General features: G+C 74.0%; 9 protein-coding genes. 6 read left to right on the forward strand and 3 right to left on the reverse strand.

Annotated elements, in window-relative coordinates:
• Both ACFV5N_RS16410 and ACFV5N_RS16415 read right to left on the reverse strand, forming a co-directional pair.
• On the reverse strand, window positions 1–1086 hold a 1086-nt coding region (locus ACFV5N_RS16410), incomplete at its 3' end, for an HtaA domain-containing protein (protein WP_385599729.1).
• On the reverse strand, window positions 1083–2567 hold the full coding sequence (locus ACFV5N_RS16415; RefSeq protein WP_385599732.1) for an HtaA domain-containing protein: 1485 nt from the start codon (window positions 2565–2567) through the stop codon (window positions 1083–1085). The genes ACFV5N_RS16415 and ACFV5N_RS16410, both read right to left, overlap by 4 nt.
• Window positions 2568–2671: 104 nt before the next feature.
• On the opposite strand from ACFV5N_RS16415, the gene ACFV5N_RS16420 reads away from it, so the two are divergent.
• From ACFV5N_RS16420 to ACFV5N_RS16435, 4 genes are all read left to right on the forward strand, one after another.
• Window positions 2672–3700 carry a hemin ABC transporter substrate-binding protein gene (locus ACFV5N_RS16420; RefSeq protein ID WP_385599735.1) on the forward strand — a complete coding sequence of 343 codons (1029 nt, stop codon included), beginning with the start codon at window positions 2672–2674 and terminating at the stop codon, window positions 3698–3700.
• Window positions 3697–4806, forward strand: a complete 1110-nt coding sequence (locus ACFV5N_RS16425) for a FecCD family ABC transporter permease (RefSeq protein ID WP_385599737.1) — start codon at window positions 3697–3699, stop codon at window positions 4804–4806. Before ACFV5N_RS16420 ends, ACFV5N_RS16425 begins: the two co-directional genes overlap by 4 nt.
• Window positions 4806–5657 (forward strand): heme ABC transporter ATP-binding protein, encoded by an 852-nt coding sequence (locus ACFV5N_RS16430; RefSeq protein ID WP_385599749.1) that lies wholly within the window; start codon window positions 4806–4808, stop codon window positions 5655–5657. Before ACFV5N_RS16425 ends, ACFV5N_RS16430 begins: the two co-directional genes overlap by 1 nt.
• Window positions 5658–5909: 252 nt before the next feature.
• Window positions 5910–7418 carry an exopolysaccharide biosynthesis polyprenyl glycosylphosphotransferase gene (locus ACFV5N_RS16435; RefSeq protein ID WP_385599740.1) on the forward strand — a complete coding sequence of 503 codons (1509 nt, stop codon included), beginning with the start codon at window positions 5910–5912 and terminating at the stop codon, window positions 7416–7418.
• A gap of 24 nt (window positions 7419–7442) precedes the next feature.
• Here the strand turns inward: ACFV5N_RS16435 and ACFV5N_RS16440 are convergent, their stop codons facing one another.
• Entirely contained in the window at window positions 7443–8384 is a 942-nt protein-coding gene (locus ACFV5N_RS16440) for a GDP-L-fucose synthase family protein (RefSeq protein ID WP_385599743.1), read from the reverse strand.
• Window positions 8385–8467: 83 nt separating this feature from the next.
• On the opposite strand from ACFV5N_RS16440, the gene gmd reads away from it, so the two are divergent.
• Together gmd and ACFV5N_RS16450 are read left to right on the forward strand one after the other, a co-directional pair.
• Complete coding sequence (gene gmd, locus ACFV5N_RS16445; RefSeq protein ID WP_093842754.1) at window positions 8468–9481, forward strand: GDP-mannose 4,6-dehydratase; 1014 nt, start codon at window positions 8468–8470, stop codon at window positions 9479–9481.
• A gap of 47 nt (window positions 9482–9528) precedes the next feature.
• Complete coding sequence (locus ACFV5N_RS16450) at window positions 9529–12315, forward strand: LamG-like jellyroll fold domain-containing protein (protein ID WP_385599746.1); 2787 nt, start codon at window positions 9529–9531, stop codon at window positions 12313–12315.
• The last annotated feature ends 89 nt before the right edge of the window (window positions 12316–12404 follow it).

The raw sequence follows: 12404 nt of genomic DNA on the forward strand, positions 1-12404 counted from the left end.
GTCCAGGGCGTAGTCGCCGGTGGCGTCGGCGTGGCCGAGGAAGCGGACGCTGCCGTCGAAGGCGGCGCCCAGGGTCTCCTCGGTGGTGTCGAACGCGCCCTCGGCGTCGGCGAAGCGGTAGCCGGCGCCGTTCTCGGTGGCGCCGTCGGCCAGTTCGACGGTGCCGTGCGCGACGGGCCCGTTGATGTAGGTGCGGAAGGACTCCTTGACGCCCCAGTCCAGGGTGCCGTCGTGGATGACACCGGCGAGGATCGGGTCCTCTTCCTCCTCGCCCGGGTTCTGGGTGCCGGGGTCCTCGTCATCGGGGCCGGGCTTGCCGGGGGTCTCGGGCTTGCCGGGGGTTTCCGGGTTCTCCGGGTTCTCCGGATTCTCCGGATTCTCCGGATTCTCGGGGTTCTCCGGATTCTCGGGGTTCTCGGGGTTCTCCGGCTCGCCCGGGTTCCCGGCCGGCTTCGGGGTGACGGTGAGGGTGGCCGGGTCGAGCGCGGTGCCCTCGGGGTACATCGGCGTGCCGTGGTACGCGAACGCCTGCGCGCCGTCCTCGGTGAGGGTGGCCGGGATGTCCGCGAAGACCATCGCCCCGCCCTCGCCCGAGCCCGGCTGGACGCCGGACAGGTCCAGGGTGGCGACCTCGACGTCCTCGGTCAGCTCACCCGCGATGGTGACGTCCGCGACGATGGTGCCGCCGGTGCCCTCGGTGACGACCCGCAGCCCGGAGAATTCCAGATCCAGTTCGCCGTGGTGCCCGGTGTAGTGGACGCTGCCGTCGAAGGCGGTGTCCACCCCGTGGGTGGTGAGGTCGTAGCTGCCGGTGCCGTTGGTGAAGCGGAACGCGTCACCGTGCTGTTCGGCGCCGTCGTCGGTGGTGATGGTGCCGCCGGCTATCGGGCCGGAGATGTAGCGGTTGAAGGAGTTCTTGACGCCCCAGTCCAGGGTGCCGTCGACCAGGTCGAAGGCGGTCGCGCCGGGGCGCTCGTCGGCGGACGCCGGGGCGGCGAAGCCGGTGGTGCACAGCACGGTGGCGGTCGCCGCGGCCAGCAGCATGCCGCCGCGCCGTACGGCGCGTGCTCGGGTTGCGGTCGTCATGATCGCGTGGACTCCTCGGTGGTTCCGGAAGGGTTCTCCGTGGTCCGCCGCGAGGCGCGGCGGCGCACGAGGTACGCGGTGAGGGCGGCCAGTGCGACGAGCACGCCGATGCCTCCCGCGATCAGTGGGGTCGTGGCGGACGAGGACGAGGCGGCCGGTGCGCTGTCCTCGCCGGGGGTGGGGGCGGTCCCGGGGCCGGGGGTTCCGGTGTCGGCGGGTTCGCTGCCGAGGTCGGGCAGGGCGGGCAGTTCGGCGTCCTCGGTGACGGCGAGGGCGAGGGTGACCGGGTCCATCGCGGTACCGGGCTGGTAGAGGCCGAAGGCGGCGGCGCCCTCGTCGGTGAGGGTGGCGGGGGCCTCCTCGATGAGGATGAGGCCGTCCTCGGGGGTCAGCGTGCCGTCGCCGGCGGCGAAGGTGACCAGGGGCTGTGCGGTTTCGGTGCCATCGGCGGTGGTGATGTCGGCGGCCAGGGTGCCGGTGCCGTCGGCGACGGTGACGGTGACGCCGCTGAGCGCGAGGTCGAGGTCGTTGCCGGTGAAGTGGAGCGTTCCGGCGAAGGTGGCCTCGGCCGTGCCGGCTCCGGGGTCCACGGTGCCCTCGCCCGCCGGGAAGCGGAACAGCGCGCCGCCGTCCTCGGCTCCTTCGGTGAGCTGCCACTGTCCGGCGGCGATGTCGCCGGTGACGTACTCGCGGAAGGTCCGGCGCACGCCCCAGTCGACGGCCGCGTCGCTGATCTCCCGGGTGGCGCTCTCGGCGTCGTCCGGCTCGTCCGCGTCCTTGGCGTCATCCTCGGCCGGCTCGTCCGCCGGGTCGGGTGCGGAGTCCGCGCCGGGGTCGCCGGAGGGGGCACCGGTGTCCACGGTGTCGGCGGTGAAGGTCACCGGGTCCAGCGGGTCGCCTGCCGCGTAGTAGCCGGCGAAGGCGGTCGCGCCCTCGCTCGTGAGGGTGGCCGGGATGCCGGTGACGGAGAGCTGGGTGCCGCCGCGCAGATCCACTCCGGTCAGGTCGAGGGTGGCGAGCGCCACCTGGGTGCGGTCGGTGACCTCGCCGCTGCCGCGCGCGGTGCTGCGCACGTCGGCGTAGAGCGTGCCGGAGCCGCCGGAGACGCTGAGGGTGGGGTTGGCGACGGTGAGGTCCAGTTCGTAGGAGCCGTCGGCCTGTTGGTGGCCGACGAAGCGGACGCCGCCGGAGTAGCCGGCGGTGACCGTGCCGGTGTCCGGGTCGTAGCTTCCGGTGGCGGTGTGGAACCGGAACTGGTCGGCCCCGACCGTGGCGGCCCCGCCGCTGAGGGACCAACTGCCCTGGGCGATGGGCCCGGTGATGTAGGTGAGGAAGGAGGAGCGGATGCCCCAGTCCAGCCGGCCGCCGGAGACGGTGCGTTCGGCGGCCTGGGCCGTGGCGGGCAGGACGAGCACCGCCGGCAGCACGGACAGCAGGGTGAGCAGCGCGCAGGCGCGGGCTCGCCGGTATCTGGGCAGCATCGCAGGGTTCCTTCCGGCAGACCCGGGGTCACGAACTGAGGTTAGGCTAACCTAAGCTACGACCGGCCGGATCGGAAACCCCGGGCCCGAAAGGCGGACTCCCCGTGACACAACGGCACCCACTGCGCGGCTCCTTCGCCGGACTGCTGCTGCTCGCCACCCTGCTCACCGGCTGCGCGACCACCACGGGCGGCGACGGCGGGACGGAGCGGAAGGACGGCGCGGCCACCGCCGAAGCCGCCGCCGACCGGCTCGAACCGCTGGACGGGCCCGCGCCCTCCCCCGCGCTCCCGGCCACCGTCGCCTCTGCGGACGGCGCGGAGGTCACCGTGGAGAGCGCCGAGCGGATCATCCCGCTCTCCGGATCGATCGCCGAGATCGTCTACACGCTGCGGCTCGGCGACCGGGTGGTGGGCCGCGATGTGACCGCCACCTTCGAAGAGGCGGACGGGGTACCGGTCGTCACCCGGGGCCACGAGGTCTCGGCCGAGAGCGTGCTCTCCCTCCACCCGGACGTGGTGCTGGCCGAATCCACCACGGGACCGGCCGAGGCCATCGACCAGATCCGGGGCGCCGGGGTCCCGGTCGTCGTCCTCGACGCCGCGAAGGAACTCGGCGACGTGGCCACCCGCATCACGGACGTGGCCGCCGCGCTCGGCGTCCCGGAGGCCGGGGAACGGCTGAACGAGCGCACCGGGCAGCGGATCGACGCCGTCCGCTCCGCCGTTCCCGCGCACGGCGAGCCCCCGCGGGTGGCCTTCCTCTATCTGCGCGGCACCGCCTCCGTGTACCTCATCGGCGGCGCCGGATCCGGGGCCTCCTCGCTGATCGAGGCGGCCGGCGGCGTCGACGCGGGCAAGGAATCCGGCCTGGAGAAGGACTTCACCCCCCTCACCAGCGAGGCCCTGGTGTCCGCCGCCCCCGACGTGATCCTGGTGATGACCAAGGGACTCGACTCGGTCGGCGGCATCGACGGCCTGCTGGAGATCCCCGGCATCGGCCAGACCCCGGCCGGGCAGAACCGCCGGGTGGCCGACATCGGCGACGGCGTACTGCTCAACTACGGGCCCAGGACGGACCGGGTACTCGCCGACCTGGCCGCCCAGATCCACGTCGGCGGCGAGGACGCGTGAGCGAGCCCCGGCCCGCCCCGGTCACCACCCGCGCCCCGGCCACCGCAGCCGCCGCGCCCGCGGCGCTGCCGCCCGCCCGGCGCGGCCGGGCCGCGCTGCTGACCGCCGCCCTCGCCGCCGCCCTCGTCCTGGTCACCCTCCTCGCCTCCGGGACCGGCGCCTACACCATCGCGCTGCCCGACATCCTCTCCTCCGTCGCCCACCGCGCCGGGCTCGGCGGCCAGGCCCTGGACCGCACCGGCGAGAGCGTGCTGTGGGACGTCCGGCTGCCGCGCGTCGTCCTCGCCCTGCTGGTCGGGGCCTCGCTCGGCTGCGCCGGAGCCCTGATGCAGGGCGTGTTCGGCAACCCGCTCGCCGAACCCGGCGTCATCGGCATCTCGCTGGGCGCCGCCGTCGGCGCGGTGGCCGCCATCGCGTTCGGCTGGACCTTCCTCGGCAACTGGACGGTCACCGCCGCCGCGTTCGTCTCCGGACTGGCCACCGTCCTGCTGGTGTATGTGATGTCGCGCTCCGCCGGGCGGACCGAGGTGGTCACCCTCATCCTCACCGGCATCGCCGTCAACGCCTTCGCGGGCGCCCTCGTCGGCCTGTTCACCTTCTTCGCCGACAACGCCCAGGTCAGCCAGATCACCTTCTGGCAGCTCGGCTCGCTCGCCCAGGCCACCTGGCCCAAGGTCCTCGCCGTACTGCCCTGCGCGCTCGCCGGGCTGCTCATCGCCCCGCTGTACGCGTGCCGGCTCGATCTGCTCGCGCTCGGCGAGCGGCCCGCCCGCCACCTGGGCGTGGACGTCGAACGGCTGCGCGTCACCCTCATCCTGGTCGTCGCGCTGCTGACCGCCGCCGCCGTCGCCGTGGCCGGGGTGATCACCTTCGTCGGCCTGCTGGTGCCGCACCTGCTGCGGATGGCGGCGGGCCCGGGACACCGGTTCCTCATCCCCGGCAGCGCGCTGGGCGGCGCCCTCGTCCTGCTCACCGCCGACCTCGGCGCCCGCACCCTCGTCGCCCCCGCCGAGCTGCCGCTCGGCGTCCTGACCGCCCTGATCGGCAGCCCGTTCTTCTTCTGGCTGCTGCGCAGGACCCGCCGCAGGCAAGGAGGCTGGGCGTGATCCGCCGGCTGCTGCCCCGACTGACCGGCCGCGCCCCGCGGATCCCGGCACCGCCCGCTCCCGGACAGCCGCTGGCGCACGCCCGGGGGCTGACCGTACGGCTCGGCGGGCGCGCCGTGCTCGACGGCGTCGATCTCTCCGTCGCCGCCGGGGAGGTGGTGGCGCTGGTCGGCCCGAACGGGGCCGGCAAGTCCACCCTGCTGGCCGGGCTCGCCGCCGATCTGCGGCCCGACGCCGGTGAGCTGGTGATCGCGGGCCGGCCCGCCACCGGCTGGGAGCCGCGGGAACTCGCCCTGCGCCGGGCCGTACTGCCGCAGTCCGCCCAGCTGTCGTTCCCGTTCACCGTCGCCGAGGTGGTGGCGATGGGCCGCGCCCCGTGGGCCGGGACGCCGCAGGCGGACGACGACGAGCGGGCGGTCGCGGAGGCGATGGCGGCCACCGAGGTGACGGCGTTCGCCGCCCGGCCGTTCTCCGCGCTCTCCGGCGGTGAGCGGGCGCGCGTCGCGTTCGCCCGCGTCCTCGCCCAGCGCGCTCCGCTGCTGCTGCTCGACGAGCCCACCGCCGCCCTGGACCTGCGCCACCAGGAACTGGTGCTGCGGGTCTGCCGGGAGCGGGCGGCGGCCGGGCAGGGCGTGGTCGTGGTGCTGCACGACCTCGGGCTGGCCGCCGCCTACGCCGACCGGGCCGCCGTGCTGCACGGCGGGCGGATCGCCGCCGGAGGGCCCCCGGAAGAGGTCTTCACAAGTGACATGCTCTCTTCCGTCTATCAGTACCCGGTCGACGTGCTGCCGCACCCCCATACGGGTGTGCGGCTGGTGATCCCCCGCAGAGGGGCCGAATCCCGGCACTGACGACGGCACATCAGGAAAGATTCCACCAACAACCGCCAAACGATGGTGCTTTCCCCTAAGCTCTCTGCTGCTGCACGGGCGCGCCTCACGGGGAGATGAGGACGCGCCTCCTTCACGGCCGTTTCACCACACCCGCACAACCGCCGGGTCCTCCCCGGCGCTTCCGCTCCCGCGCACCGCCGCCGTACCGCCGTACCGTCCCGCCGCCGTACCGTCGCACCGCGTCCACCACCGCGTATCCCTGGGGGGTCCATGCGTCCACTGGGTACCTCACGCTCCGGAGCCGTCCGAAGACCGTCCGCCGCGAGCGGCCCGCGCCCGGTGCGGCGCCGCGACAAGCCCGGCTGGTACGCCCCCACCGCCCTGGCCACCGACACCCTCGGCGTCTTCGCGCCGGTCCTCGCCGCCTACACCCTCACCGGCGAACCGCACGCCCTCGCCGCCGCCGTCACCGCCACCCTCGCCTGGACCGGCGTCCGGGCGGCCCACCGCCGCTACGCGTTACGCGGCCTCGGTGAGACCGGCGGGCTGCTCGCCACCCTCCACGACACGCTGGTCCTCGTCGGGCTGCTGTGCGTCCTGCGGGTCCTCACCGGGGAATCCTCCAGCCTGCTCACCGCCGCCGCGGCCCTCGCCCCCGCCCCGCTGCTCACCGCGCTCACCGCCGCCCTCACCCACCGCCACCTCACCCGCCGCAGGCGCCGCGCCGAAGCCCTGTGCCGGGTCCTGGTGGTCGGCGAGCCCGGCCCCGTGGACGCCGTCACCGCGCAGCTCGCCGCCCGCACCGACCACGCCTACGTCGTCATCGGCACCGTGCCGGTCGGCAACGGCCGGCTCACCTGCGGCGCCCCCGAGACCGGCCGGCTCAGCGCCGACGAACCCACCCTCACCCTCGCCCTCTCCGAGGTGCTGCCCGAAGGACCGGACGGCTCCACCGTGCTGGCCGCCGCCCACCACCAGGAGGCCGATCTCGTCCTGGTCGCCCCCGGCACCCTGCTCACCGGCGAACGGCTGCGCCGGCTCAGCTGGGCGGTGCAGGACGCCGGGCTCGCCTTCGCCGTCTCCTCCGGGCTCAGCGAGGTCGCCCCCGGCCGGATCCGCGTCCAGGCCACCGCCGGACTCGGCCTGCTGCACATCGCCCCGCCGCTGCGGCACGGCCCGCAGCCGGTCCTGAAAGCCGTACTCGACCGCACCGGCGCGGCGCTCGGCCTGCTGCTCCTCGCCCCGCTGCTGGCGGCCCTCGCCCTCGCGATCCGGCTGGACTCGCCCGGCCCCGCCCTCTACCGGCAGACCCGGATCGGGCTCGGCGGCCGGCCGTTCACCATGTGGAAGTTCCGCACCATGGTCGCCGACGCCGAGCGGCTGCGGCCCGCCCTGGAGAGCGCCAACGACCACCTGGGCGGCCCGCTGTTCAAGATGCGCCGCGACCCACGCGTCACCCGCGTCGGCCGCTGGCTGCGGCGCAGCTCGCTGGACGAACTCCCCCAGCTGCTCAATGTGCTCGCCGGCCGGATGTCCCTGGTCGGCCCGCGCCCGCCGCTGCCGGAGGAGGTGGCTCGGTACGGCTCGGCGGCGCTGCGCCGGCTGTCCGTGCGGCCGGGCATCACCGGCCCGTGGCAGGTCGGCGGGCGCTCCGAACTGTCCTGGGACGAGGGTCTCGCGCTGGATCTGTCCTACGCCGACAACTGGTCGCTCACCGGCGATCTCCACGTCCTGGCCCGCACGTTCCGCGCCGTCGCCGACGGCCGGGGCGCCTACTAGGAGGCCGCGGTGCGGGTGTGCCGGTCAGTGGTTCAGCCACCAGGCGTAGGTGTCCCGGATGCCCCGCGCCAGCGGCACGGCGGGCGCGAAGCCCAGGGCGGTGAGCCGGGAGACGTCCAGCAGCTTGCGGGGCGTACCGTCCGGCCGTCCGGTGTCCCAGCCGACGCGGCCGGTGTAGCCGGTGGCGGCGGCCACCTCGGCGGCCAGCTCGGCGATCGTCAGGTCCTCGCCGCAGCCGACGTTGACGGGACTGTCCCCGTCGTAGCGGCGCAGCAGGAGCAGACAGGCGCGGGCCAGGTCGTCGCTGTGCAGGAACTCCCGGCGCGGGGTGCCGCTGCCCCACAGCACCACCTCGGGCGCCCCGGCCGTGCGCGCCTCGTGGAAGCGGCGGATGAGGGCGGGCAGGACGTGCGAGGTCTCGGGGTCGAAGTTGTCGCCCGGCCCGTAGAGGTTGGTGGGCATCGCGCAGATGTAGCGGCGGCCGAACTGCTTCCGGTAGCCGCGCACCTGCGCGATCCCGGCGATCTTGGCCAGCGCGTACGGCTCGTTGGTGGGCTCCAGCGCGCCGGTGAGCAGCGCGTCCTCGGTGATGGGCTGGGCGGCGTGCTTGGGGTAGATGCACGAGGAGCCCAGGAACAGCAGCCGGTCGACGTCCGCCGCGTGCGCACCGGCGATCACCGACAGCTGGATGCGCAGATTGTCCTCCAGGAACGGCACCGGGTGGCGCGCGTTGGCCATGATCCCGCCGACCCGGGCCGCCGCCAGCACCACCGCGTCGGGGCGGGTGTCGCGCAGATACGCGCCGGTGGCCCCGGCGTCACGCAGGTCCAGTTCCGCGCGGGTGCGGGTGAGGACCTCGTACCCCTCCGCCGTCAGCAGGCGGGTGAGGGCGGAGCCGGCCAGGCCCCGGTGGCCGGCGACGAAGATCCGGGCGGCGGGCGGCAGCAGCGGCGCGGGAGCAGTCACGCTCCCGGATTCTGCCAGCCCGCCCGCCGCGCCCGCCGCCCTTTCACCTCAACCGACTCCGGATCCCACTGGGGGAATCACTGATGTCCAAGACCGCGCTGATCACCGGGGTGACCGGGCAGGACGGCTCGTACCTGGCCGAACTGCTGCTGGGCAAGGGGTACACGGTCCACGGCCTGGTGCGCCGCTCCTCCTCCTTCAACACCGAGCGGATCGACCACATCTACCAGGGCCCGCAGACCTTCGAGCGGCGGCTGATCCTGCACCACGCCGATCTGTCGGACGGGGTGGCGCTGGTCAATCTGCTGCGCGAGGTGAACCCCGACGAGGTGTACAACCTGGGCGCGCAGTCGCATGTGCGGGTCTCCTTCGACGCCCCGCTGTACACCGGGGACGTGACCGGGCTGGGCGCGCTGCGGCTACTGGAGGCGATCCGGGCCAGCGGGGTGCCAGCCCGGGTGTACCAGGCGTCGTCCTCGGAGATGTTCGGCGCGGCCCCGCCCCCGCAGCACGAGGGGACACCGTTCCACCCGCGCAGCCCGTACGGCTGCGCCAAGGTGTTCAGCTACTGGTCGACCGTCAACTACCGCGAGGCGTACGGGATGTTCGCGGTGAACGGGATTCTGTTCAACCATGAGTCGCCGCGCCGTGGTGAGACCTTCGTGACCCGCAAGATCACCCGCGCCGTGGCCCGGATCAGGGCCGGGCTCCAGGACAAGCTGTATCTGGGCAATCTGGACGCGGTACGGGACTGGGGCTACGCGCCGGAGTATGTCGAGGCGATGTGGCGCATGCTCCAGCGGGAGGTACCGGACGACTATGTGGTGGCCACCGGAGACGCGGCGCGGGTGCGGGACTTCCTCGCCGAGGCGTTCGCGGCGGCGGACCTGGAGTGGACGGACCATGTGCGGTTCGACCCCAAGTACGAGCGGCCCAGCGAGGTGGACGCGCTGATCGGTGACGCGGGCAAGGCCCGGGAGACGCTGGGCTGGGAGCCGCGGGTGCGCTGGCGCGAACTGGCCCGGCTGATGGTGGCGGCCGACATCACGGCGCTGGAGGACGAGTTGAGCGGCGCCCGGGTGCGGGTGGACCGGTGAAGGGGCCGGCCGGTGAGAGGGCGGCGAGTCGGGATGGAAGGCGTGCGATGAGACGGCATGGGCGCGGTGGGTGGCGCAGGGCCACGGTGTACGGGACGGCGCTGGCCCTGGCGGCCGGCGCGCTGGTGGGCGTGGGCGGCGGCGGGATCGGCGGCGGGGGCGGCAGCGCGGCGGCGCTGACTCCCCCGGTCGGCTTCACCGCCGACGAGTTGCCCACCTGGCAGACGAACGGCATCGTGCACGCCCTGGCGGAGGCGAACGGCACGGTGTTCGTCGGCGGCACCTTCTCCACCGTCCGGCCGCCCGGCGCCGCCTCCGGCACGCAGGAGACGCCGGTCGGCAACTTCGTGGCGCTGGACGCGGCCACCGGGGCGCCGGTCGACTGCGACCTGCGGTTCACGGTCGGCAGCGGCACCGCCACGGTGCGCGCGCTGGAGGTGTCCCCGGACGGGCGGACGCTGTACGTGGGCGGCACCTTCGGCTCGGTCAACGGGGCCGGGGCGTCCTCGGTGGCCGCGTTCGACCTGCCCGGCTGCACCCGCAAGAGCTTCCCGGTGGCCGCCAACAGCCAGGTCAGCTCCTTCGCGGTGAGCGAGGACCGGGTGTACCTGGGCGGCAGCTTCACCCAGATCAACGGCACCGCCAGGTCCCGGTTCGCGGCCGTCACCCCCGACGGCACCCTCACCGGCTGGGTGGCGAACGCCGACGAGCCGGGCAAGGCCGTCGAACTCTCCCCGGACGGCAGCCGGGTGTACCTCGGCGGCGACTTCTTCACCGTCAACGGCGCCGACTCGCACGCCCTGGCGGTGGTGCGCGCCGACACCGGCGCCAACGTCCGCACGTACCCGCTCGGCTTCATCGAGCGCACCTCCACCGTCCAGGACATCGCGGTGGACGCCAGCGGCTTCTACACCGGCAACGAGGGCACCGGCTCCGGTGTCTTCGACGGCCGGATCGCGCTCAACCACAGCGATCTCAACGAGCGGTGGCGGGACACCTGCCTCGGCGCCACCCAGGCGGTGGAGACCTACCAGGAGGTGCTGTACAGCGGGCACCACGCCCACGACTGCTCCTCCATGGGTGAGTTCCCCAACCAGGAGCGCTACCACCTGCTGGCGCAGTCGGTGCACGACCCGAAGCTGCTGGGCTGGTTCCCCAACACCAACGACGGCCTCGGCGAGGCGCTGGGCCCGCGCGTGCTGCTCGCGGCCCTCGACCACCCCACCGACGGCCGGGACTTCCTGTGGGTCGGCGGCGGCTTCACCACCGTCAACGGGCAGCCGCAGTGGGGCCTCACCCGGTTCGCCAACCGGCCCGACACCGGCAACCCGTCGATGACCGAGGTGTACGCCTCCTCGCACACCCCCGGCCAGATCGAGGTCAACTGGCGGCCCAGCATCGACCTGGACGACCATCTGCTGACGTACCGGATCTACCGGGACGGCGCGAGCACCCCGATCCACACCCGGGAGGCCGAGTCGGTGCCCTGGCGCCGACCGCAGCAGACGTTCGTCGACACCGCGGTGAGCCCCGGCGCCACGCACAGCTACCGGATCACCGCCACCGACGGGGCCGGCAACACCTCGGCGCTGTCCACCCCCGTCTCCGCGACCGTCGCCTCCGGCACCCAGCCCTACGTCCAGGCGGTGCGCGCCGACAACCCGCTGCTGTACTGGCGGTACGACGAGACCTGGGGGAATCTCGTCACCGACGCCTCGGCCACCAACCGGGCCAACGGTGTGCACCGCAACGGCCCGCAGCGCGGCGTCACCCCCGGCGCGGTGCCGGGACCGGGCGCGGCCGGCGTCGGCTACAACGGGGCGTCCACGTACACCTACAGCGACCGCAGCTACGCCGGGCTGACCCGGTTCACGGTGGAGACCTGGTTCAAGACCACCACCACCCGCGGCGGCAAGCTCATCGGGCTCGGCAACCGCACCCTTGAGCCGAGCACCGTGCGCGACAACAACCTGTACATGCTGAACGACGGCCGGCTGTCCTTCGGCGTCTACGACACGGCGCTGCGCACCATCACCAGCGGCGGCACCGCCCGGTACAACGACGGGAGGTGGCACCACGTGGTCGCCTCGGTCGGCGCGAACGGCATGCGGCTGTACGTGGACGGCACGCAGGTCGCGAGCAACACCGCGGTCACCCAGGTGCGCGACCGCACCGGCTGGTGGCGCACCGGCGGCGACTCCACGTCCGGGCTGGCCTCGCGGCCCGCCAGCGACTTCTTCGACGGGCAACTGGACGAGACCGCCGTGTACGGGGCGCAGTTGTCGGCCGCCCGGGTCACGGCGCACTACCAGGCGGCGTCGCAGCCGGTGGACACCGTCACCCGGCTGACGCCGGTCGCCGACACATACGTCAACGCGGCAGCGGTCAGCGCCAACTACGGCACGCACCAGAACCTGGCGGTGCGCGGCACCCCCGGCTACGAGAGCTATCTGCGGTTCCAGCTGCCCACCGCGCCGTCCGGGACCGTGCTGAAGAGCGCGGCGCTGCGGGTGCGGGTGACGACGGACCCGGTCGCGGGGTCGGTGGACGACTTCACGGTGGTGCCGGTCACCGGGTCCTGGACGGAGACCGGCACCACGTACAGCAGCCGGCCCGCGCTGGGCACCGGCGTGCTGGGCACGCTGAGCGCGCCGGAGGAGGTCGGCGGGACGTACACGGTGCCGCTGACGACGGCGACAGTCCGCGGGTCGCTGGGCGGGCAGCTGAACGTGGCGCTGGTGAGCGAGGGCGACGACAGCCTGTGGCTGTACGCGCGCGAGTCGTCCGCCGAGGCCAACCGGCCGCAGCTGCTGCTGACGTTCGGGGCGCCGTGATGGCCCTCCTGCGGCGCTACCGGCTGGCCGTGGCGCTGGTGATGCTGCTGGCGGTGGGCGGGGCGCTGGTGCTGAACCAGTGCTCGGAC

The sequence above is a fragment of the Streptomyces sp. NPDC059853 genome (genome assembly GCF_042731495.1).
GTDB lineage: Bacteria > Actinomycetota > Actinomycetes > Streptomycetales > Streptomycetaceae > Streptomyces.

Coding starts and splice junctions, on each gene's coding strand:
- ACFV5N_RS16415 (WP_385599732.1), bottom strand. CDS start 2,567: ATGCTGCCCAGATACCGGCGAGCCCGCGCCTGCGCGCTGCTCACCCTG.
- ACFV5N_RS16435 (WP_385599740.1), top strand. CDS start 5,910: ATGCGTCCACTGGGTACCTCACGCTCCGGAGCCGTCCGAAGACCGTCC.
- gmd (WP_093842754.1), top strand. CDS start 8,468: ATGTCCAAGACCGCGCTGATCACCGGGGTGACCGGGCAGGACGGCTCG.
- ACFV5N_RS16450 (WP_385599746.1), top strand. CDS start 9,529: ATGAGACGGCATGGGCGCGGTGGGTGGCGCAGGGCCACGGTGTACGGG.